This window comes from Nocardia sp. NPDC004123 (assembly GCF_053603795.1).
In genome coordinates this window covers 195,130-216,974 of record NZ_JBSGGG010000017.1, presented here as the reverse complement: position 1 = coordinate 216,974, position 21,845 = coordinate 195,130, and the positions used below count along the sequence as shown (strand labels likewise).

Below are 21,845 nucleotides of genomic sequence, written 5' to 3'. Positions count from 1 at the left end.
TATTACCGAGTCCATGACCGTCGCCCGACCGGACGAGGTGCGCCGGTTCAACCGGTCGAGCCTCCTGCGGCTGCTACACATCGGAGGCCCCGCCACCCGGGCGGCGCTGGCGGTCGAGCTCGGGCTCAATCGGTCCACCATCAAGATGCTCGTCGACGGGCTCGCCGAGGACGGGGTGGTGGAGGAGAAGGTGCCGCGGCTGGCGCGCGGCGCCGGGCGGCCCTCGCTGCTGGTGCTGCCGCAACCACAGGCGGCGGTGGTGCTGGCGGTGGATGTGCAGGTCGAGCACGTGGGGATCGCGCTGGTCGGCTTCGGCGGGCAGGTCATGGGACGCAACAGCTGGAATCTGCGTGGGCGGCAACGGGAACCGGACGAGGTGATCACCCACGTCGCGGAATCGGCGACCATGCTCGCGGAGGATCTGGGCCTGCGGCCGGTGGCGGCAGGCGTGTGCGTTCCCGGTGTGGTGCGGCGCGCGGACGGCCTGGTGCACCATGCCGCCAACCTGCGCTGGGGTGAGGTGGCACTGGGACAGCGGCTGTATGCGGTGCTGGACCTACCCGTCACCGTCGGTAACGACGCCGAATTCGGTGCGCTCGCAGAGCATGCCAGGGGTGTCGGGCGCACGGCCGCCGATGCGGTCTTCGTCTCCGCCGATGTCGGGGTCGGCGGCGGGCTCATCGCGCAGCGCGCGCTGCTGCGCGGATCCGCGGGGTATCTCGGCGAGATCGGCCACATGACGGTGCGGCCGGGCGGGCGAAAGTGCCACTGCGGCAACGAAGGCTGCTGGGAGACCGAGGTGGGCGAGGCCGCGCTGTGCCGCGCCCTTGGCATGCCCGAGCACGGCCCGCGCGGGGCGATCGTCGCCGAACTCCGTGAGCTGCGCGGTGATTGGGAAACCAGGCTCGCCGACTACCTCGACTGGATGACCCTGGGCCTGGTCAATGTCGTCAATATCCTCGGGCCCGAACTGCTGGTGCTCGGCGACCTCTTCACCGCGCTCCCCGAACCGGCCATCGCGCGGGTCCGCGATCAGGTCCACCGCCGCAGCATGGTGAGCCGTGCCTTCGGCGGGGTTCGCATCGAAAAGTCGCGTCTGGGCCCGGATCTGAAGCTGCTCGGGGCGGCGGAAGCGGCCTTCGAGGGCGTACTCGCCATGCTGTGACGCCGCGGCGTGGCGGTGGGGTGCGAAGTTCGCGTCGGCCAGGTGTGGGCGGTGGCGGCTGGTGTTGAATGCAGGATATGGAGCAGCTTCCCGAGGACTGGCAGCGCGGGATCGTCATCGCCGCGCATCCCGATGACATCGAATACGGTGCGGCCGCCGCGGTCGCGCGCTGGACCAGGCAGGGCAAGGCCATTCGCTACGTGCTGGTCAGCAGCGGCGAGGCGGGGATCGCGGGGCTGCCGCCGGCCGAGTGCGGGCCGCTGCGGGAAGACGAGGAGCGGGCCTCGGCCAAGATCGTCGGCGTCAGCGAGGTGGAATTCCTCGGGCACCCGGACGGGCGGATCGAGGAATCCCTGGCCCTGCGCCGGGATCTGGCCGCGGCCATCCGCCGCCACCGCCCGGACATGGTGGTGCTGTTCAACTTCGGCGACACCTGGGTCCGCGGCTACGCCAACTCCGCCGACCACCGCGCCGTCGGCCGCGCCGCCCTGGACGCCGTGTCCGACGCCGGCAACGAATGGATTCACCCCGAGCTCGCCGAGCTGCCCGCCTGGTCGCCACGCTGGGCCGCCGTCTACGGCGTCCCGGACGGCAGCCACGGGCTCGACGTCACCGACACCTTCGAGACCGCCGTCGAATCCCTCACCGCCCACCGCCGCTACCTCGAGGCCCTCAGCCCCGACCCGGCCGAAACCCAGGCCCGCGCCGTCCTGGAAATGACCGCCGGCCCGAAGGAGGGCGTTCCCGGTGCCCACGCCCTGACCTTCGAGCTCTACCACTTCGCGGGCTGAGGGCCGGGCCCGACGGCCGGTCCCGGCGCCGAGTGCGCTGGTGGTCGAGTGACACGGGCCACCACAGTGGGTGAAGGTGCCGGGGGCGTCGGTCGGGTGTGGCACCCTGGGGCCGTGCGAGTAGCGGTGGTGGCCGGGCCTGATCCGGGGCATGCGTTTCCGGCGATGGCGTTGTGTCAGCGGTTGCTGGCCGCGGGCGATGAGCCGGTGCTGTTCACCAGCCCGCGGTGGTTCGACGCGGCCCGGGAGGCCGGGATCGGGGTGCGGCGGCTGAAGGGCCTCGCACCCCGGGCCGAGGACGACGACAGTGACGCGGGCGCCAGGATTCATCAAAGGGCCGCGCACATTTCGACCGAGATCCTGCCCGATCTGAGCGCCATGCTGCCGGAACTGGTGGTGTCGGACGTGCTCACCGTCGGGGGCGGGATGGCGGCGGAGCGGCTGCGGCTGCCCTGGGTGGAGCTGTCGCCGCACCCGTTGTACCTGCCGTCGAAGGGCTTGCCGCCCATCGGGAGTGGGCTCGCCGCGGGGGAGGGCATGCGCGGGCGCGCCCGGGACTCGGTCCTGCGCGGGCTGACGTCGCGGGCCATCCGGCGCGGGGGACTGCAACGCGAGCAGGCCCGCGCCAGTATCGGCCTGCCACCGGAGGACCCGGGCCCGACCGCCCGCCTGGTCGCCACCCTGCCCGCCCTCGAGGTGCCGCGCCCCGACTGGCCCGAGAATGCGCACCTCGTCGGCCCGCTGCTCTGGGAGCCGACCGACCACATCCTGGATCTACCGCCCGGCGATGCCCCCCTGGTCATGGTCGCCCCCTCGACCGCCCAGACCGGCACGGCGGGCCTGGTCGACATCGCCCTCGAGGCACTCGAAGGCGCAGGCGTCCGGGTCGCAGTCTCCATGCTCGACACTCCGCCCGCCGACCTCCCGTCCTGGGCCACAGCCGGTTTGGGCCGCCAGGACGAGATCCTGCGCCACACCTCGGTCGTGATCGGCGGCGGCGGCCACGGTCTGCTCGCCAAATCCCTGCTGGCCGGCGTCCCCATCGTCACCGCCCCGGGCGGCGGCGACCAGTGGGAACTCGCCAATCGCGCCGCGCGCCAGGGCAGTTCGATCCTGGTCCGCCCCGTCACCCCCGAAGCCGTCCGGGACGCCGTCAAACGCATCCTCGACGACCCCGCCTACACCGCCGCCGCCCACTCCGCCGCCACCGGCATCACCGTGGTCACCGACCCGGTCGAAATCTGCCACGCCGCCGTCGAATCCCCACCCGCCGTCTGACTTTCGCTCGCGACGCCGGTTGGTAGGACACCGCGAGGCGGTTTGTCGGAGGCGGTGGGTGGCCGCGGCTGGGTTTGGCCCGGGTGCGGGGCGGTGGCGTAGGCTCGCGGCCGTGCGGTTGACGGAGTTCCAGGAGCTGTTGCATACCGAGTTCGGGACGGCGCGGGGAGACGTGCTGCTGACCGATCATGTACTGCCGTCCATGGGGCGGACGGGGGCCCAGGCCATCGAGGCGGGGGTGGATCCCCGCGACGTGTGGCGGGCACTGTGCGCGGAATTCGATGTGCCGAAGTCGCGATGGTGAGCAGATCCGCATGAGGCTGCGGCTGCCGCCGCGCGTGGCGGAGCTGCTCGGGCCGAATCCAGCGTGGTCGGACGATCACGAGGGGCGCAGTGGCGGGGTCGTCCGGGCCAATGGAACGTATTGGGTCAAGCATGGTGCGGTCGCGGTGGCGGAGTTTCCGCGGTATCGGTGGCTGCGGGAGCGGTCGATGGCGGTGCCGGAGATCGCGGTCTTCGAGGACGACACGCTGGTGCTCGTCGATGCGGGAGTGCCGAGTGTGGCCTCGGTGCAGCCGGGTTCGCCGGGCATGTTGATGGGCGAGACGTTGCGGCGGTTGCACGCGCTGCCGGTGGCGGGCTGTCCGTTCGACGGCCGGCTCGACATCACCCTGGCGGAGGCGTCTCGGCGGGTTGCCGAAGGTCTGGTCGACGTCGATGATTTCGATGCGGACAATCTCGGACGGACGGCAGCGCAGGTGTACGCACAGCTGGTCGCCGAACGGCCCGAGGCCGAGGATCTCGTTGTGGCGCACGGTGATTACACGCCGCCGAACGTGCTGGCGGGCGGGATTCTCATCGATGTGGGCCGGCTGGGGGTCGCGGATCGCTACCGCGATCTGGCGTTGGCCGCACGGGATCTCGGCGATGACTTCGGCGCCGGCGAGGTGGAGGCCTTCTTCGCCGCCTACGGCCTGCCCGATCCCGATCCGGCGCGGCTCGCCTACTACCGCCTGCTCGACGAATTGTTCTGAGCCACAGCGGGTTCGCCTACTCCGCCTGCGTCTTCTTCGCATAGTGCCGGGTGGCCTTGGCGCGGTTGCCGCAGGCCGCCATGGAATGCCAGCGACGGGTGCCGTTCTTCGACGTATCCAGGAAGTACAGGATGCACTGCGGGTGCGCGCACTGCTTGATGCGGTCCGGGGTGCTCGCCAGCAGGTGGAGCAGGTTGTCGGCGGCGAGCCAGCCGGGTAGCCAGGCCGGATCGGCGACCTCGGGGAGCGCGGCCGGGCCGTCCGGGGTGAGGGCGCGGCGGATGCGGCCGTGTGCCAGGACGGTATTGAGGTCGTCGGCGGTCTCGCCGCGGACCGCGCGCAGGATCGCTTCCCGGGTCCTCACGAGCGCGTGCAACGTCGCCTCGTCCGCGGGCAGGTCGAGGTCGTTGTCGGCCAGCCACCCGCGGAGCCCGGACACGTTGGTGAGCAGGTCCTGGTGTCCCGTCGCCGCGATCCAGCGGGTGTTGAGCAGGTCCAGGGCGAGCGGTTCACCGAGGTGGGGACGTGGTTCTGGCACGCCTGAGGGTAACCGCCGTAGTGCGCGCATCGGCCCGACGACTCCTTTCTAACCAGCAAAACAAACTATAGGGGTTGACGGCAGGTGTTGGCCGCCGCTAGTTTCTAACTAGTCAAACGAACTACGATGGTTACATCTTCCGAAGGGGTTCCCATGACCGCACCCGTTCTCGCCACCGGGCACATCGGCCTCAATGTCACCGACCTCGACCGCTCGGTGGCCTTCTACCGGCGCGCCCTCGGTTTCGAACAGCTCGGCGCCGGCGGCGAGGGCGCCCAGCGCTTCGCCTTCCTCGGCCGCGACGGCAAACTGCAGGTCACCCTCTGGCAGCAGAGTGACGGCGAGTTCTCCGCCGAAACCCCCGGCCTGCACCATCTCTCGTTCCAGGTGGACACCATCGACCAGGTCCGCGAGGCGGAATCCGCCCTGAAGGCCCTGAATGTCGCCTTCGCCCACGACGGCGTGGTCGCCCATGGGGAGGGCGCCTCCTCCGGCGGCATCTTCTTCATCGATCCCGACGGCATCCGCCTCGAGATCTACGCCCCCTCCGGCGCCGACCACGCCCCGGCCCCCTCCGGCGCCGCCCCCACCTGCGGCTTCTTCTGATCCGGAATACAGCCACCAGCACCAGAATTCACCCGAGAAGACCGGTCACCTCCGCAGGCGGCCCGATGGGAGCTCACATGAACGCCGTCTCGACACGCGATGCGCACCACGGCGGGAAAGTATCGGCCACGGACAAGCCCGGCGCGCAGGCCTCCGAGCCCGGATCGACCACCGGCACGGTGACTGCCGGTGGCGCCATGTCGAAGGGTGCCGTGACGGCGAGCGGGATCGGCTATCACCCTGGGGAATTGGCCGTGCAGCGGCGCATGGGGCAGGAGGATATTGCTCAGCGGGTCGGGCGGATGATCCGCGCTGATATCCCGGCCGCGGCGGCGGCATTCCTGGCGGAGCAGCCGATGATCGTGGTGGCCGCCGGGGATGACGGTGGGCGGATGTGGGCGGGGCAGTTGGTGGGGCCGCCCGGGTTCGTGTACGCCTCCGGGGAGCGGGCGATCGAGGTCGAGGCGCGGCCGGTGGCCGGTGATCCGCTCGCCGAATCGCTGCGCGGCACAAGGCATGTCGGCATGATCGCGTTGCAGCCGCAAGTGCGGCGGCGGATGCGGGTCAATGGCGTGATCGCACCCACCGCGACCGGGCTGCACATCGATACCGAGCAGGTGTATTCGAACTGCCCGAAGTACATCTCCCGCCGCGGGATCGAGGAGTGGGCGTCGGGCGGGGCTCCGACGGTGCGCCGGACCAGCGCACTGGACGAGTCTCAGCGGCAGCTCATCGTCCGCGCCGACGCGTTCTTCATCGCGTCCGCCGATGTCGACGGCAATGCCGACGCCTCCCATCGCGGCGGCAATCCCGGCTTCCTGCAGGTGCTTTCCCCGACCCGCCTGCGCTGGCCCGATTACCGCGGCAACTCCATGTTCATGACCCTCGGCAATATCGCCGCCGACCCGCGCTGCGGCCTCCTGATTCCCGACTGGCGCACCGGCACCACCCTGCAACTCACCGGGACCGCCGAGATCACCTGGGAGGAAGCCGCTTTCCCGGCCGGTGCCCAATGCGCCATCGACTTCACCCTCACCGAAGTCGTCGAAATCACGAATGCCACACCCTTGCGCTGGAGCGAACCCGAGCTGTCCCCGGCCAACCCCTAGCGCCCAGCCCACCCGCACCGAATCGAAAGGTCTCCCTCATGCGTCCTCCACTGCCTCCCTTCGACCTGGAATCCGCCAAGCTCAAAGTCCGCGCTGCCGAAAATGCCTGGAACACGCGCGATCCCGAGACGGTCGCCCAGGCGTACACCGAGGACTCCGTCTGGCGCAACCGCGACGAATTCCTCACCGGCCGCGCCGAAATCGTCGATTTCCTGAAGCGCAAGTGGGCCAAGGAGAACGGCTACGCCCTGCGCAAGGACCTGTGGTCCTGCACCGAGAATCGCATCGCCGTCCGCTTCCAATACGAATGGCACGACGACGAGGGCCAGTGGCACCGCAGCTACGGCAACGAACTCTGGGAATTCGCCCCCGACGGCCGCATGTCCCGCCGCGAGGCCAGCATCAACGACGTCCCCATCGCCGAGTCCGACCGCCGCATCTTCGGCCCCCGCACCCCCGACGAGGACGCCCTGGGCTTCCCCATTCGGTGACAACAAGATCAGGGAGCTCTCACTGCGGGGAATTCGGGCGAATTCCACCGTGAGAGCTCCCTGATCTTGATTTTCCGGTCAGGCGACCGCCGCGGGCTCGGGCGGGCCGAGGACGGGGGTCTCGGGGGTGGGGCGGGATACGCGGGTGTAGAGAGCGAAAACGACTGCAGCTGAGACGATTCCGAAGACCCCCGCAGTGAGCGTCGCCGAGTTCAGGCCGTCCACGAAGCCGTGAGTCACCGGGTGCGCATCGCTCGCGTTGCGGAAGACGGTGCCCAGCACCGCGACTCCCAGCGCCAGGCCCAGCTGCCGCGCGGTGTTGATCGCACCGGCCGCGGTGCCGCTCTGACGCGGCGGGACCGCGGCCATGCCCACCGCCATCAGCGGCGGAGCCATCACACCCACGCCGACACCGATCACCAGGAAGCCGGGAATCGCGGCGGTCCAGGAGGATCCGGAGTCGATGAGGGTCAGCAGGGAGCTGCCCGCGCCGATCGCCAGCAGGCCGCCGCCGATCGTCCACTTCGGCGCCATCTCGTGCAGGAACCGGCCGAAGATGCCCGAGGTCAGGAAGGCGCACACCGACATCGGCAGCATCGACAACCCGGCCCGCAGCGGGGTCAGGTGCAGGTACTGCTGCAGCCACAGTGACACCAGCGGGCTGGACGCGAAGGCGGCGAAGCTCATGCCGACCGCGGCGATCAGCGTCGCGGTGAAGCCCGCGCTGCGCAGCAGGGGCAGCGGCAACATCGGTGCTGCGCTGCGTGATTCGAGCACGATGAACGCGATCAGCGAGAACGCGCCGACGATCAGTGCCACCGCCGCCCCGCGATCACCCCAGCCGTGCTCGCCGCCCCGGATGATGCCGTAGGTGACGGCTGTCGCCGCCACGGTGAAGCTCAGCATCCCGCCGACGTCGATGCGCCGGTCCGCGTGCCGCGGCGACGGCCCGAATGCCAAGGCGGACAACACGATCGCGATCACGGCGATCGGCAGGTTGACGAAGAAGATCCACCGCCACGACAGCAGATCGGTCAGCACGCCGCCCAGCACCACGCCGATACCGGCCGCCGCGCCCGAGACCGCGCCCCACGCGCTGAAGGCGATGCCGCGATCACGACCGGTATACGTGGCGTGCAGCAGCGACAGTGTGGTGGCCAGCATGGCCGCGCCGCCGATGCCCTGCGCCGCGCGCGCCGCCACCAGCACGCCCGCCGACCCGGCGATACCGCAGGCCAGGCTGGCGGCCGCGAACAGGGCCAGGCCGATCAGATAGGTGGGTTTCGCGCCGAACCGGTCGGCGAGCGAGCCGAGCATGAGCAGCAGTGCGGCCAGCGCCAGCGCGTAGCCGTCGATGACCCATTGCAGCCCGGACAGGCCGGTGCCCAGGTCGGCGGCGATGTCCGGCAGTGCCACATTCACGATGGTGACGTCGATGAGCAGCATCAGTGAGCCCAGGCACGCGGCGAAGAGTGGCAACCACTTCCGCATGAGAACCTCCAGAGAACGAACGATTTCGTCCCCAAGGATGGGATAGGCGCTTGGATCCAGCTAGCTATCCGAGTCGATGCGGTAGATTCCTCCTATGTTCGAGGAAGAGCTGGATGATTCCTCCGTCCTGGACGTGCTCGACAAACAGATCGTGCACGGCCTGGTCACCGATGCGCGCATCCCGTTCGCACGGCTGGGGGCGATCCTCGGGGTCTCCGAACAGACGGTGGCGCGGCGGTATCGGTCACTGCGCTCGCGCGGCATGATTCATGTGGCGGGCCAGGTGAACACGGTGCCGCTGGGGCAGCCGCGCTGGGTCATGCGCATCACCTCGACGCCCGCCAAGACCGTCGCCCTGGCCGAATCCCTCGCGCGGGTACCGGAATTGAGCTGGGTGTCGCTGCTGACCAGTGGTTTCGAGATCATGTGCGCGGGCCGCACGCGGTCGATCGAGCGGCGGGACGAGTTGCTGCTGCGCGTGATTCCGCGCGCCAGTTCGGTGGTCGGGCTGACCGTGCACGAGGTGATGCGGCAGTTTCCGTTCCCCGAGGAGTGGCCCCGCTACGACCGGTTCTTCACCGCGGAGCAGCTGCGCGAGCTCGGCCCGCGGCCGCCGATGTGGGAGCCCGTGGGTCCGGAAACCCAGGTCACGCTGTCGCGCGAGGACGAGGCGATGATGGCCATCCTGGCTCGGGACGGGCGCGCGCCCTACGCGCGGCTGGCGGCCGCCACCGGCTGGAGCGCGACCCGGGTGGCCCGGCGGATGAGCGAGCTCATCGAGTCCGGCGTGCTCTACTTCGATCTCGACTTCGCTTTGCAGCTCATGGGTTACACGTGTCGCGCGGTGCTGTGGATGCGGGTGGATCCGGCGCGGCTGGAGGAGGTGGGCAAGGCCATCTCGGAGCATTCGGAGGTCGCCTACCTGGCGGCGATCACCGGGCCGGCCAACCTGACCGCGTCGCTGGTCTGCCGGGACAATGCCCATCTGTACCGGTACGTGACCGAACGGCTCGGTGCGTTGCCCGGCCTCCGGGATATCGAGGTGACGACGGCGTTGCGGGTGTTCAAGCAGTCGCAGACGCTGGTCGACGCGCAGAAACTCGCGGTGCTGCCCTGATTGCCGAATGCTTGCCACCAGGTGTTTCGCGTGTCGCTCAGCGCGTCGCTTGCATCGAACATCTGTTCGTCTAAGCTCGTCGTCGGAACTTGTCGGTGCCGCCCTCTAACGTGGGCGCCAACCACAGCATGAGACACACCCGTTGAGAAGGGGATCAGACGATGGCACCACAGGCTTTCGATCGTGACAAGGCGCTCGAGCTCGCGCTCGCGCAGGTGGAGAAGAGCTTCGGCAAGGGCGCGGTCATGCGTCTGGGCGAAGAGGCGCGTCAGCCCATCTCGGTGATTCCGACCGGCTCCATCGCGCTGGATGTGGCGCTGGGCCTGGGTGGCCTGCCGCGCGGCCGCATCGTCGAGATCTACGGTCCGGAATCCTCGGGTAAGACCACCGTCGCCCTGCACGCGGTCGCCAACGCGCAGGCCGCCGGCGGTGTCGCCGCCTTCATCGACGCCGAGCACGCGCTGGATCCCGACTACGCCCGCAAGCTGGGTGTCGACACCGATGCGCTGCTGGTCTCGCAGCCGGACACCGGTGAGCAGGCCCTCGAAATCGCCGACATGCTGGTACGTTCCGGTGCCATCGACATCATCGTCATCGACTCCGTCGCCGCCCTGGTGCCGCGCGCCGAGATCGAGGGCGAGATGGGTGACAGCCACGTCGGTCTGCAGGCCCGCCTGATGAGCCAGGCGCTGCGCAAGATGACCAGCGCGCTCAACAACTCCGGCACCACCGCCATCTTCATCAACCAGCTGCGCGAGAAGATCGGCGTCATGTTCGGCTCCCCCGAGACCACCACCGGTGGTAAGGCGCTGAAGTTCTACGCCTCGGTCCGCCTGGACGTCCGCCGTATCGAGACCCTCAAGGACGGTTCGGACGCGGTCGGTAACCGCACCCGCGTCAAGGTCGTCAAGAACAAGGTGAGCCCGCCGTTCAAGCAGGCCGAGTTCGACATCCTCTACGGCATCGGCATCTCCAAGGAGGGCTCGATCATCGACATGGGTGTCGATCAGGGCTTCATCCGCAAGTCCGGCTCCTGGTACACCTACGAGGGCGACCAGCTCGGCCAGGGCAAGGAGAACGCCCGCAAGTTCCTCCTCGAGAACACCGATGTCCGCGACGAGATCGAGAAGAAGATCAAGGAGAAGCTCGGCATCGGCGCGGACGTCACCGCCGAAGAGGCTCCCGCCGACTTCTGATCCATGACCCCTCGGGAACCCGAAGGGCCCCGGCCCGATTCGCCGGGGCCCGCACGCCTGGACGCGGTGGAACGCCTCCGCCGCCAACTGGAGTCCTCCGCCGCCCGCCAGGCCGGCCGCCGCCCCAGCGCTCCCAGGCCTCGAACCCCCGAGCCCGGCCACGACCTCTTCGGCCCCGCCGACCCCTACACCTCCGGCGTCGGCACCTGGAACTACGGCCCATCCGCCCCTGCCACGTCCTATCACCCTGTCCCCGAAGACAATTCGCCGGACACCGATCACTCCACCTGGCGCACCACAGACGATGCGACCACCACACCCGAGCCGCCCCCGTCGCACCGACCGGAGCTCTCCGAGCCATCGCGGCCAGAACCCGCCGACCCGAGCCGAGACCATGAGCCGCCGGACTATCCGCCCGGCGACCCCTCTGGCCCCGCCGCGTCCGTCATCGGTCCCACGCCTGCTGCCTCGGCGATCGGCCCCGAGTCTGCGGCCTCGAATTCTTCCCGCCCTCACTACCTTTCGCCCACCGGGCGCCGCCATCACCGGGGGCAGTGGCCAGAGGAAGCGCCCACTGCCCCCGGTGATGGCGGAACCCACTCTGCCGCATATATCCACGAAGACTCGGTCCCACCCGCTTCGACCCACCCAGCCGCGGAACCGATCTCGGCCACCGAAAGCCGGGAGGACGCGCTGCGGGCCGAATCGGCCGAGGCGAACGCCGCTGATTCCGCGCGTCTCGGTCGGGCGGCACATCGCGAGGCTCGACCGAACGAACTCGACGCCGGGCCAGACTCCGGCCAGCGCCGGCTCGGTGACTGTACGCCCGCGACTGTGGATGGGGATGCCGGTGATACGGCCCAGAACTCGGTCGGCGGTACTCCGGAGGACAAGCTGGCGGCGGCGCGGGCCGCGTTGGCCGAGGCGAATGCGGTCGTGGCTGCGAAAGCGGCGAGGGGTGGGCCGAGCGCGGGGAAGCGCGGTCGTCGAAACACTCGTGGATCCGGCTCAACCTCGGTCGAGCGGGCGTTTGCGGACTCCTACAACGAGCCGGGTGAGCTCTCGGGGCAGGGGCGTGGGGGACTCGGCGCGGATCGTGCAGCGGATTTCTCGGAACGAGGTGGCGCGCAATCGGATCGGCGAGGTCGTCGGGCCAGGCGGCGACACGGCGGGGAAGAGTCGATCGGCGGGGACGAGTCAAGGGGTGGAAGCGAGTCGAGGGGTCGGGACGACGGCGGTCGTGGTAATTCGGCCGATGTCGGTTCGGAAGTCTCGGCCGATCGCGGGGAGGAGTTCGGTCGGGGTGGGCGGCGGCGCGGACGTGATCGTGGGCGTTCGGAATCCGGAGGGGAGCCGGGGGGATCGGTCGGTGCCGGGGGCGGGGGGACCGAGGCGCAGGCGAAGGATGTTTGCCTGCGGTTGCTCACCGATCGGGCTCGGAGCCGGGCCGAGTTGGCGGATCGGTTGGCGGATCGGGGTTTCACTGCTGCGGTGGCGAAGCGGGTGCTGGATCGGCTGACCGAGGTCGGGCTGATCGATGATGCGGCGTTCGCGCAGCAGTGGGTGCGGTCACGGCACACCTACTCGGGTAAGGGCAAGAAGGTCCTCGCCGAGGAATTGCGGCGCAAGGGCATTGCGTCGGAGGATGCCGAACCGGCACTCGAGTCAGTGACCGCCGAGGACGAGAATGCCCGCGCCGGGGAGCTGGTGCGCCGGAAGCTGACCACGCTGTCCCCGGACCTGGACCGCGACAAGGCCATGAGTCGCCTGGTCGCCATGCTCGCGCGGCGCGGCTACAGTCCCGGCACCGCGTATCAGGTGGTGGCGGCGGAGCTCGCAGCGTCGGGCGCACTTCACATGAGCGAGCGGACCGGCGCTCGTCGTGAGCAGAATTCCGACAGCCAGGACGAGAACTCCGACCGCATGACCTCATCGCCGATGCGTCGCGCAAAGGCCGGGCCGCGTGGCAGGGCCGTGCTGGGCGGTCGCGCCCTCGGCGAGAGCGACTCCGAAGAGTCGGCGTCAGAGACCGACTCGCCAGAGAACGAGCAGGATCGTGCCGCCGAACTGGTGCGCGCCAAACTCCGCACCCTGCCCCGAGACCTGGACCGCGACAAGGCCATCCGCCGTCTGGTCGGCCTCCTGGCCCGGCGCGGTTTCAGCCAATCCACCGCCTACTCGGTGGTGAAATCCGAACTGGCCGCCAACGGATTCGATGCCTGACTGCGCTCTCGGCTCGATCCGAGAGCTCGGCGTCTATCCCGACCACTTGATGACCAAGGTGATCACCGCGGCCACCACGGCGAGGGCGAGGGCGGCGGCGCCCCATATGACGCCGCGGCGTGCCCATGGCCGGTTGTAGTCGAGGGAGAATCGGCCCGGCCCGGCGATCGCCAGCGTCAGCGCTGCCACGGCGAACAGCAGGGCACTCTCGTAACCCATCAGCCCGTGGGGCCAGGTCACATTCATCGCGTTGATCATGGTGCCGATGGCGATCGCCGCCGCGAGCGGCGTGAACAGCCCGAGGAACAGCAGCGCGCCGCCGGTGAATTCACACAGCCCCGCCAGCGTGCCGAACACCTTGCCAGGGTGATACCCCATCTTCTCGAACCCAGTGGTGGTCTGGTGCCAGCCCGCGCCATTGAACCACCCGAACAGTTTCTGGCTGCCGTGCACGAACAACAACCCCCCGAAGAACACCCGTAACACCAGCAGCCCCACATCGACCCCGATGGAATCGATATTCTTGCCCGGATCCTTGACGTTGCTATCGGTGACGTTGGTGGTCATGACGTCCCACTTCGTGTGATGAAGCCGGTTGATGAAACAACCTGTCTGCCCGTCCCACCGAGGAATACGCGCCGGCCCCTGAACCGGTTCAATCGCCCCCACGAGCGAGTTCCGAGCCGAATCGACAGCCCCGTACTCACGCCCTCACACATGTGATCACTGTGACCTGAAACCACCACGAAGCACGACTACAGATACGAGGGGTACACGAGGGCGAAAACAACTGGATTCGGGATCGTCACGCTCGAGGATGCCGTACGTACAGCCTTCAGTGCAGGACGCCGCCCGGGCGGCGGGTGGAGAGGGCGCGGCGGGTGTGGCGGTGGTTGGTGTGGCGGAGGGCGCGGGGGGTGGACATGTGGGGTGCGGATGGGCGGGGTGGTTTGTCGCGGCGGGAGGCCAGGAGGCGGCCTGCGGCCTCGTGGATGGCGAGCGCGCCGATGACGGCGGCGAAGGCGGTGAGGCCGGCGAGGAGGGGGGTGACGATGGTGGTCAGGAACAGCCCGAAGACGAATTCTCTTCGAGCGCTGTCGTCTTCGTTCATGAAGACCAGTATGCGAGCTGGATGGAGCAATTGTCCCCGGGTCGGCTGAGCATTCCCGGAATGCCCTGTCCCGGTTCGGGAGTCACGGCTCCCGAACCGGGGTCCGAGGTCAGTTCCCCGACCGCGCGTCGCCGATCACGCCGGGCGCGGACTGGTCCACCATGACGACATCCATGCCCGGGGGAGGGGTGACGGCGCCCGCCGCGAGCACGGCCCGGGAGCCGCGTTTGCGGGTGCGCAGCCACTTCTCGACCCGGGTGGCGATCACGGTCAGCGCGTAGTTGATGACGATCATGATGATGGCCACCACGATCAGCGACGGGATCGGATTCTTTTCCGCCGCACCGAGCTGCGTGCCTCTGCGCACGATTTCCAGATAGGTGATCTGGTAGGCCAGCGCGGAGTCCTTCAGCGCCACCACCATCTGCGAGATGAGCGCCGGCAGCATGGCGGTGACGGCCTGCGGCAGCAGGATCGTCACCATTACCTGGGTTTTGCGCATGCCCAGGGCGACGGCGGCCTCGGTCTGTCCCCGGGGCAGCGCCCGGATGCCCGAGCGCACGATCTCGGCGATGACCGATCCGTTGTAGATGGTCAGCGCCGCCACCGCGGCCGCGAGGGCCAGCTGGTCGGAGGGGAAGACGTTCTGCTGGGCGAACAGGGTGAACAGGAACAGCATCAGGATCAGCACGGGAATGGCCCGCGAGATCTCCACCATCACACCGGCGAACCAGCGCACCGCGCGATGGTCCGACAGCCGCAGAATGCCGAACACCATTCCGAGGATCAGCGCCAGCACGATCGACAGCGCCGCCGCCTCGAGTGTGCCGCGCAGACCCGGCAGGAGGTAGGTGCGCCAGGTATCGCCCTCGGTGAAGGGCTTCCACTTGTCGGCGGTGAACTGCCCCTTGTCGGCCAGGCCGTGATAGACGAACCAGACCGCCGCGATCGCGGCCGCGATGACGACGACCGAGTAGATGCGGTAGCGCAGGCGCGCGCGGGGTCCCGGCGCGTCGTAGAGCACGGACGCGGTCATCGCGCCACCTCGAATCGCTTGGCCAGCCAACCGAAGAACAGACCGGTCGGCAATGTCAGGATCACGAACCCGAGCGCGAAGATGGCGCCGACACTCAGCGGCGCCGCCTCGTTCTCGTTCATCTCCGACATGAGCAGCGCGGCCTCACCGACGCCGATGGCCGAGGCGATGGTCGAGTTCTTGGTCAGGGCGATGAACACACTGCCCAGTGGTGCGATGACCGCCCGGAACGCCTGCGGCAGCACCACGAGCCGCAGGTTCTGCCCGAAGGTGAGTCCCAGCGAACGCCCCGCCTCCGACTGCCCGAACGGCACCGTATTGATGCCGGCCCGCAGCGATTCGCACACGAAAGCCGCTGTGTAGACACTCAATCCGACGATGGCGAAGCGAAAACTGTTCTCCGCGATGCTGTTCGGCCCCTCGGCCGCCAGTCGCCACCCCAGGGTCTGGTACAGGCCCAGCGAGCAGAACACGATGATCAGCGTGAGCGGCGTGTTGCGAATGATGTTGACGTACAGTGCGCCGATCGAGCGTGCGATCGGCATCGGTGACACCCGCATGGCCGCCACGATGGTGCCGAGAATCAGCGCGAAGAACGCCGAATACAGCGTCAGTTTGATCGTCACCCAGAACGCGTCGAGCAGTTTGGTGTGATAGTTGGAGATCAAGTCGAACACGACTGCCCCATTCCTCCGATCGGAAGACGAAGCACGCCGGGTGATTTCGCGAGACGTGAAATCACCTGGCGCGCCCGCGAATCAGTACCGGTCGACCTTGGGCGGTTCCGGGATCTGGAAGCCGGTGCTGCCGAATTCCTTCTCCAGCGCCGCCTTCCACGCGCCGGAGGTGATCATGGCATCGATGGCGTCGTTGATCTTGCCGCGCGATTCGGTGTCGCCCTTCTTCACGCCGATGCCGTAGTTCTCGACGGAGAAGGTCTTGCCGACCACCTTCAGCGCGCCCGGCGACTGTGCCGCGTAACCGCGCAGGATGATGTCGTCGGTGGTGACCGCGTCCACCGCGCCCGACTTCAGCGCCTCCACACACAGCGAGTAGGTGTCGTACTCCTGCAGCTGAACTTCCTTGGCGTACTTGTCCTTCACGTTCTGCGCCGGGGTGGAGCCCTTGACCGAGCACAGCTTCTTGTTGCCGGTCAGCGATTCCGGCCCGGTGACGTCGGTGTTGTCCGACCGCACCAGCAGCGACTGCCCGGTCACGAAGTACGGGCCCGCGAAGTCGACCTTCTGCTTGCGGGCGTCGGTGATGGAGTAGGTGGCGACGATGAAGTCGACCTGCCCGTTCTGGATCAGCGTCTCGCGCTGCGCCGACGGCGATTCCTTGAAGGTGATGTTATCCGGCTTCACGCCCATCTTGTCGGCCACGTACTTGGCGACGTCGACGTCGAAACCGCTGTAGCTGCCGTCCTTGTTGAGCAGTCCCAGGCCCGGCTGGTCGAACTTGATGCCGACGGTGAGTTTGCCGTCGGCCGCGTGCTGGCTGGCGGTCTTGTTGCTGCCGCCGCCGCATGCGGTGACGGCGAGCGCCAGGGCAGCCACTCCGGCGGCGATCCGGATTGCGTGGTTGATCCTCATCGAACGTCCTGTTCTCTCGTGGAGTGCGGGAGTGTTCCCTAGTGGAGCGGAGTCAGTGGGAGAGGATCTTGCCCAGGAAGTCCCTGGCGCGATCCGATTTCGGTGCGGTGAAGAAGGATTCGGGCTCGGTGTCCTCGACGATCTGACCGTCGGCCATGAACAGCACCCGATTGCCCGCGCGCCGCGCGAAGCCCATCTCGTGGGTGACGACGAGCATGGTCATGCCGTCCTTGGCCAGCCCGACCATGACCTCGAGCACCTCGGACACCATCTCCGGGTCGAGCGCGGAGGTCGGCTCGTCGAACAGCATCACCTTGGGGTTCATAGCCAGCGCCCGCGCGATGGCCACGCGCTGCTGCTGACCGCCCGACAGCTGCGCCGGATACTTGTCGGCCTGATTGGCGATGCCCACCCGGTCGAGTAGTTCCAGTGCCCGGGCGCGCGCCTGGGTCTTGTCGACGCGCCGCACCTTCACCGGCGCCAGCATCACGTTCTCGAGAATTGTCTTGTGCGCGAACAGGTTGAACTGCTGGAACACCATCCCCACATCGGCGCGCAGCTTCGCGAGGGCCTTGCCCTCGTCGGGCAGTTTCACGCCGTCGACGGCGATCTCACCGGAGTCGATGGTCTCGAGCCGGTTGATGGTTCGGCACAGGGTCGACTTGCCGGAGCCGGAGGGCCCCACCACGATCACGACCTGCCCTTTGGGCACTTCGAGATTGATGTCACGCAATACGTGCAGCGAGCCGAAGTGCTTGTCCACATTCCGCATCGAGATCATCGGCGCGGGAGTGCTGATGGAATCGGCCACGTCGGTCATGACCAGTGACCCTAATCATGTCGTGCCCGAAATGCTCGTCTTTGCCAGGGCGGCTCGAACTGTGGCAGGACTCGACACCCCCGCGTAACCAGCGATTGATGCTGCTGAGACCACCGTCGCCCGGTCGGACGATGATTCGCCGACAATTCCATGACCATCCGCCGGACCTGCCCGGGCGATCACAGGTCCGCCACGAGGACCCGGGTCACCCGGCGTGGACGGGGTTTATGGCCTGCGCCGGGCACCTATTACCCTGGTTGGGTGAATTCCCCGGCCCGGACCTACGAGGTACGCACTTACGGCTGCCAGATGAACGTGCACGACTCCGAGCGGCTCTCGGGTCTGCTCGAGGACGCCGGCTACGTCAAAGCCGTGGCCGGCGATACCGCTGACCTGGTCGTCTTCAATACCTGCGCGGTGCGCGAGAACGCCGACAACAAGCTGTACGGCACCCTCGGGCACCTCGCGCCCATCAAGGCCGACCGCCCGGGCATGCAGATCGCCGTCGGCGGCTGCCTGGCGCAGAAGGACCGCGACACCGTGGTCAAGAAGGCGCCCTGGGTGGATGTGGTGTTCGGCACCCACAACATCGGTTCGCTGCCGGTGCTGCTGGAGCGGGCCCGCCACAACGAGCAGGCCCAGGTCGAGATCATCGAATCGCTGGAGGCGTTCCCGTCGACGCTGCCCGCCAAGCGCGAGTCGGCGTACGCGGGCTGGGTGTCGATCTCGGTGGGCTGCAACAACACCTGCACGTTCTGCATCGTTCCGGCGTTGCGCGGCAAGGAGGTGGACCGGCGTCCGGGCGACGTGCTCGCCGAGGTACAGGCACTGGTCGAGCAGGGCGTGCTCGAGGTGACGCTGCTGGGTCAGAACGTCAACTCCTACGGCGTCTCCTTCGCCGATCCGGAGGAGCCGCGCGACCGCGGCGCCTTCGCGAAACTGCTGCGCGCCGCCGGAAATATCGAGGGTCTCGAGCGGGTGCGCTTCACCTCCCCGCACCCGGCCGAGTTCACCGACGACGTCATCGAGGCCATGGCCGAGACGCCGAACGTCTGCCCGCAGCTGCACATGCCGCTGCAGTCCGGTTCGGACCGTGTGCTCAAGGCCATGCGCCGCTCGTACCGCAGCGCCAAGTTCCTCGGCATCATCGAGAAGGTGCGCGCGGCCATGCCGCACGCCGCCATCACCACCGACATCATCGTCGGCTTCCCGGGCGAGACCGAGGAGGACTTCCAGGCCACCCTGGATGTGGTGCGGCAGGCGCGTTTCACCAGCGCCTTCACCTTCCAGTACTCCATCCGGCCCGGCACGCCCGCGGCGACCATGCCCGATCAGCTGCCGAAGGAGGTCGTGCAGGAACGGTACGACCGGCTCATCGCGCTGCAGGAGCAGATTTCGCTGGAGGGCAATCAGGCGCTCATCGGCTCGACCGTCGAGCTGCTGGTCGCCGAGGGCGCGGGCAAGAAGAACGACAAGACCGCGCGCATGTCCGGTCGCGCCCGCGACGGCCGGCTCGTGCACTTCCGCCCGCCGGTGGATCCGGCTCCCGGCAACGAGATTCGGCCCGGCGATGTGATCACCGTCGATGTCACCGGTGCGGCACCGCACTACCTGATCGCCGACGGCGAGGTGCGCACCCACCGCCGCACCCATGCCGGGGACGCCCATGAGCGTGGCGTTACGCCCAAGACCGCGCCGATCGGCGTCGGCCTGGGCCTGCCGAGCATCGGCGCGCCGGTCGTGGTGGAGACCGCGGCCGCGGGCTGCGGCCCGGCCTGCGGCGAGTAGTCCGGCCCGCGGCTACCGCGCCGGTCGGCGCCACCTCGGGCGGCGAATGGTGGGGTCGCTGTCAACTACGCAGCGTCATAGGGCAGGATCGCTGGGGTACGTGCGAGGGATCGATCCGTCACGGGTACTCCTCGCACACCGCCTGACCACATCCCGGCGCGGGAGCGCTAGCCGTCAGCAAGGATCTCGAGTGGTATGACCGAGCAGCAGCCCACCGGCCCGGACGAGCCTCGTGACCGGCCGGAGCATCCGGAAGACGAAGCAGCACAATCGGAACCGGCGTCGGAACCGACGCCCGAGGCGAACGAGGAGAGCATGCAGGCCGCCGAGAACAGTCAGGACTTCGAGCAGTTCCGCGCGGACCTCGAGGCCGTCGAACGCAAGATCGCCGGCGAAATCGACCCGGGCGTGCGCGCCATGGTCGTGGCCGGTTCGGTGTTCGTGCTGCTCGCCTCGCTGGTGCTGCCGCACGCGGGCAAGACCCGCGGCTTCGACGTGCTGCTGTACGACACGGTCGCCCAGGCCGACCACATCGGCCTGCCCTCGCGGGTCTTCGTCTGGTTCGTCGTGGTGTTCGGCATCGGGTTCTCGGTGCTGGCGCTCATCACCCGCCGCTGGCTGCTGGCCTGGATCGCGGTCGCGGGGTCGGCCATCGGCAGCGTGTTCGGCGTGCTGTCCATCTGGCACCGCCAGACCCCGGGCCTCGGCAACTACCACGGTGCGGGCCCGGGCATCGGCCTGATCGTGGCCACCATCGCCATCATCGTGCTGACCTTCCACTGGGTCCGGGTGGTGTGGGCGCGCACCTCCGTGCAGCTGGCCGCCGAGGAACAGCGCCGCCTGGCCGAGGCCAAGGCCGAGGAACAGCAGCGCCGTCGCCTCTTCGGCGAGGACTGAGCAATCGACCCAGAGGCCCGGCGGCAACCGAATGTGGTTGCCACCGGGCCTTTTTCGTATTCGCGGGTGAGGTCAGGCGGCGGCGCGGTCGGGGCGGTAGGCGAGTCCGGCGACCATGGCCGCCAGGCCCGCCGCCACCATGTACAGCCAGCCTGCGCGGAACTCGGTCATGGTGCGGTGGGCGGCGTCGCCGAGGATGGCGGTCAGGATGGCGACGCCGAGGGCGGAACTGGTCTGGCGGGCCATCATCAGGGTGCCGGAGCCGAGCGAGATCTGGTCGGCGGGCAGCAGGGTCGAGGCGCCGAACAGCGGCGGTTGCAGCAGCGCGGTGCTGGCCCCGGCCAGGATCGCGCCCGGAACCATCACCACCGCATAGGAATTCGAGAAGCCGCTGGCCAGCACCCACCAGGCGCAGCCCAGCGCGATGGCCGCCCCGCCCAGCGCCGCCGAGGCGCGCGCCCCGACCAGCGCGACGAAGCGGCCGGACAGCGGCGACAGCAGCAGGCAGCTGATCGGCATGGCCGCCACGCCCAGGCTGGCGCGCAGGGTCGAATACCGCCACTCCTCGGTCATGAACAGCGTGGCCTCCAGGATCATGGCGGCGAAGGCCAGGTAGTAGCAGAAGACGCCGAGGGCGGCGGTGCGGAACAGGCGGTGCCGCAACACGATCGGGCTCACCACCGGGTCGGGGTGGCGGCGGACGTGGCGGACGAACAGGGCCGTCAGGGCGAGGGCGGCGACCAGGCAGCCCAGGGTGCCCGGGGCGGTGTAGCCCCAGTCGGTGGCCTGCACGAACACCGTGGTGAAGGCGGCGGTGGCCCCGAGGATCAGCGCCGCGCCCAGCAGGTCCAGCCGCCGGTGGGCGCGCTGCTGGATATCGGGCAGCACGCGCAGCCCGAAGGCGCAGGCCACCACCGTGAACGGCACGTTCAGCAGGAAGATCCAGCGCCAGCCGGCCTGCAGCAGCAGTCCGCCGATGACCGGGCCGCTCGCGCCGCCCGCCGCGGCGATCGCGGTCCAGATGCCCATGACCGTGGCGTGCTCGCGCTTCGGGAACACCGGCAGCACCAGGCCGAGCCCGGTCGGGATGAGCAGAGCGGCGGCCGCGGCCTGCAGCACGCGGGCCACGATCAGAACGGCCAGGTTCGGAGCGAGACCGCAGGCGATGGACGCCAGCCCGAAAAGCGCTATGCCGAGCAGGAATCCGCGTTTGCGGCCGGTGTCGTCGGCGAACCGGCCGGCCGGAACCAGCAGGGCGGCCATGACGATGGTGTACGCGTTCAGTGTCCACGACACCGCGCCGGTCGAGGCATGGCCGAAGGACTGCTGTAGCGCAGGGAAGGCGACGATGACCGCGAACAGATCCAGGATGGCCAGGTACTGGGCGATCGCGGCAATCGCCAGCACCCGCCATCGGCGCGGGTCGGGAGCCGTATCCGGTTGGGGGAGTGCGGTTGTGGCGTCGGTCGTCGTGGTCATGTCTTCGACTATGCGAAGCAGCGGCACGATCCACGAGTGGCAGGAATGCCACACTGCGCTAGATTTCTGACACGACGCGGCGC

Annotated in this window: 22 protein-coding genes and 1 pseudogene; 14 read left to right on the top strand and 9 right to left on the bottom strand. The window is 68.8% G+C overall.

All coding sequences use genetic code 11. The features are described 5' to 3' along the window. The first annotated feature begins 13 nt into the window (after window positions 1-13). The 5 genes from ACWEQQ_RS25685 to ACWEQQ_RS25665 all read left to right on the top strand — a co-directional run bounded on the left by ACWEQQ_RS25685 (window position 14) and on the right by ACWEQQ_RS25665 (window position 4,268). Window positions 14-1,165, top strand: a complete 1,152-nt coding sequence (locus ACWEQQ_RS25685; protein WP_452349978.1) for an ROK family protein — start codon at window positions 14-16, stop codon at window positions 1,163-1,165. Between the two features lie 77 nt (window positions 1,166-1,242). Then, the gene (locus ACWEQQ_RS25680; RefSeq protein ID WP_452349977.1) at window positions 1,243-1,956 is read left to right on the top strand and encodes a PIG-L deacetylase family protein; all 714 of its coding nucleotides are present in this window, start codon (window positions 1,243-1,245) and stop codon (window positions 1,954-1,956) included. A 114-nt stretch (window positions 1,957-2,070) separates the two neighbouring features. Continuing rightward, a complete protein-coding gene (locus tag ACWEQQ_RS25675) occupies window positions 2,071-3,234 on the top strand; it encodes a glycosyltransferase (protein ID WP_452349976.1) in 1,164 nt (387 codons plus the stop codon). A 112-nt stretch (window positions 3,235-3,346) separates the two neighbouring features. Next, window positions 3,347-3,538, top strand: a complete 192-nt coding sequence (locus tag ACWEQQ_RS25670) for a DUF3046 domain-containing protein (protein ID WP_040859434.1) — start codon at window positions 3,347-3,349, stop codon at window positions 3,536-3,538. 10 nt (window positions 3,539-3,548) lie between these two features. Next, a complete protein-coding gene (locus tag ACWEQQ_RS25665; RefSeq protein WP_452349975.1) occupies window positions 3,549-4,268 on the top strand; it encodes an APH(3') family aminoglycoside O-phosphotransferase in 720 nt (239 codons plus the stop codon). Window positions 4,269-4,284: 16 nt separating this feature from the next. Here ACWEQQ_RS25665 and ACWEQQ_RS25660 read toward each other — a convergent pair whose 3' ends face one another. Beyond that, window positions 4,285-4,806 (bottom strand): CGNR zinc finger domain-containing protein, encoded by a 522-nt coding sequence (locus tag ACWEQQ_RS25660; RefSeq protein ID WP_452349974.1) that lies wholly within the window; start codon window positions 4,804-4,806, stop codon window positions 4,285-4,287. Window positions 4,807-4,959: 153 nt separating this feature from the next. On the opposite strand from ACWEQQ_RS25660, the gene ACWEQQ_RS25655 reads away from it, so the two are divergent. The 3 genes from ACWEQQ_RS25655 to ACWEQQ_RS25645 all read left to right on the top strand — a co-directional run bounded on the left by ACWEQQ_RS25655 (window position 4,960) and on the right by ACWEQQ_RS25645 (window position 7,012). Beyond that, on the top strand, window positions 4,960-5,412 hold the full coding sequence (locus ACWEQQ_RS25655) for a VOC family protein (RefSeq protein ID WP_452349973.1): 453 nt from the start codon (window positions 4,960-4,962) through the stop codon (window positions 5,410-5,412). Between the two features lie 227 nt (window positions 5,413-5,639). Then, window positions 5,640-6,521 carry a pyridoxamine 5'-phosphate oxidase family protein gene (locus ACWEQQ_RS25650; RefSeq protein WP_452350009.1) on the top strand — a complete coding sequence of 294 codons (882 nt, stop codon included), beginning with the start codon at window positions 5,640-5,642 and terminating at the stop codon, window positions 6,519-6,521. 38 nt (window positions 6,522-6,559) lie between these two features. Continuing rightward, a complete protein-coding gene (locus ACWEQQ_RS25645; protein ID WP_452340404.1) occupies window positions 6,560-7,012 on the top strand; it encodes a nuclear transport factor 2 family protein in 453 nt (150 codons plus the stop codon). A gap of 78 nt (window positions 7,013-7,090) precedes the next feature. Here ACWEQQ_RS25645 and ACWEQQ_RS25640 read toward each other — a convergent pair whose 3' ends face one another. Then, the gene (locus tag ACWEQQ_RS25640) at window positions 7,091-8,503 is read right to left on the bottom strand and encodes a DHA2 family efflux MFS transporter permease subunit (protein ID WP_452349972.1); all 1,413 of its coding nucleotides are present in this window, start codon (window positions 8,501-8,503) and stop codon (window positions 7,091-7,093) included. A gap of 94 nt (window positions 8,504-8,597) precedes the next feature. On the opposite strand from ACWEQQ_RS25640, the gene ACWEQQ_RS25635 reads away from it, so the two are divergent. From ACWEQQ_RS25635 to ACWEQQ_RS25620, 4 genes and pseudogenes are all read left to right on the top strand, one after another. Next, on the top strand, window positions 8,598-9,620 hold the full coding sequence (locus ACWEQQ_RS25635) for an Lrp/AsnC family transcriptional regulator (protein WP_452349971.1): 1,023 nt from the start codon (window positions 8,598-8,600) through the stop codon (window positions 9,618-9,620). Between the two features lie 161 nt (window positions 9,621-9,781). After that, the gene (recA, locus tag ACWEQQ_RS25630; RefSeq protein ID WP_354839607.1) at window positions 9,782-10,816 is read left to right on the top strand and encodes a recombinase RecA; all 1,035 of its coding nucleotides are present in this window, start codon (window positions 9,782-9,784) and stop codon (window positions 10,814-10,816) included. Window positions 10,817-12,190: 1,374 nt separating this feature from the next. Further along, a pseudogene (gene recX / locus ACWEQQ_RS25625) lies at window positions 12,191-12,667 on the top strand (recombination regulator RecX); the annotation flags it as partial. Window positions 12,668-12,673: 6 nt separating this feature from the next. Continuing rightward, window positions 12,674-13,039, top strand: coding sequence for a hypothetical protein (locus ACWEQQ_RS25620; protein ID WP_452350008.1), 366 nt, complete (start codon window positions 12,674-12,676; stop codon window positions 13,037-13,039). Window positions 13,040-13,072: 33 nt separating this feature from the next. Here the strand turns inward: ACWEQQ_RS25620 and ACWEQQ_RS25615 are convergent, their stop codons facing one another. From ACWEQQ_RS25615 to ACWEQQ_RS25590, 6 genes are all read right to left on the bottom strand, one after another. Next, entirely contained in the window at window positions 13,073-13,708 is a 636-nt protein-coding gene (locus ACWEQQ_RS25615; RefSeq protein WP_452349970.1) for a DoxX family protein, read from the bottom strand. 166 nt (window positions 13,709-13,874) lie between these two features. Further along, window positions 13,875-14,150 carry a hypothetical protein gene (locus tag ACWEQQ_RS25610; RefSeq protein WP_452349969.1) on the bottom strand — a complete coding sequence of 92 codons (276 nt, stop codon included), beginning with the start codon at window positions 14,148-14,150 and terminating at the stop codon, window positions 13,875-13,877. Window positions 14,151-14,259: 109 nt separating this feature from the next. Then, window positions 14,260-15,186 (bottom strand): amino acid ABC transporter permease, encoded by a 927-nt coding sequence (locus tag ACWEQQ_RS25605; protein ID WP_452349968.1) that lies wholly within the window; start codon window positions 15,184-15,186, stop codon window positions 14,260-14,262. Beyond that, on the bottom strand, window positions 15,183-15,863 hold the full coding sequence (locus ACWEQQ_RS25600; protein WP_452349967.1) for an amino acid ABC transporter permease: 681 nt from the start codon (window positions 15,861-15,863) through the stop codon (window positions 15,183-15,185). The genes ACWEQQ_RS25605 and ACWEQQ_RS25600 overlap by 4 nt, the downstream gene beginning before the upstream one ends. Window positions 15,864-15,944: 81 nt before the next feature. Further along, window positions 15,945-16,778 carry a glutamate ABC transporter substrate-binding protein gene (locus tag ACWEQQ_RS25595; RefSeq protein ID WP_452349966.1) on the bottom strand — a complete coding sequence of 278 codons (834 nt, stop codon included), beginning with the start codon at window positions 16,776-16,778 and terminating at the stop codon, window positions 15,945-15,947. A 52-nt stretch (window positions 16,779-16,830) separates the two neighbouring features. After that, entirely contained in the window at window positions 16,831-17,559 is a 729-nt protein-coding gene (locus ACWEQQ_RS25590) for an amino acid ABC transporter ATP-binding protein (protein WP_379398792.1), read from the bottom strand. Window positions 17,560-17,748: 189 nt separating this feature from the next. On the opposite strand from ACWEQQ_RS25590, the gene miaB reads away from it, so the two are divergent. Both miaB and ACWEQQ_RS25580 read left to right on the top strand, forming a co-directional pair. Then, window positions 17,749-19,386 carry a tRNA (N6-isopentenyl adenosine(37)-C2)-methylthiotransferase MiaB gene (gene miaB, locus ACWEQQ_RS25585; protein ID WP_452349965.1) on the top strand — a complete coding sequence of 546 codons (1,638 nt, stop codon included), beginning with the start codon at window positions 17,749-17,751 and terminating at the stop codon, window positions 19,384-19,386. Window positions 19,387-19,701: 315 nt separating this feature from the next. Then, entirely contained in the window at window positions 19,702-20,283 is a 582-nt protein-coding gene (locus ACWEQQ_RS25580; protein WP_452340538.1) for an Rv2732c family membrane protein, read from the top strand. Between the two features lie 72 nt (window positions 20,284-20,355). On the opposite strand, the gene ACWEQQ_RS25575 is transcribed toward ACWEQQ_RS25580, so the two are convergent. Then, window positions 20,356-21,762: an MFS transporter gene (locus tag ACWEQQ_RS25575; RefSeq protein ID WP_452349964.1), complete on the bottom strand. Its 1,407-nt coding sequence runs from the start codon at window positions 21,760-21,762 to the stop codon at window positions 20,356-20,358. Window positions 21,763-21,845: the final 83 nt, after the last annotated feature.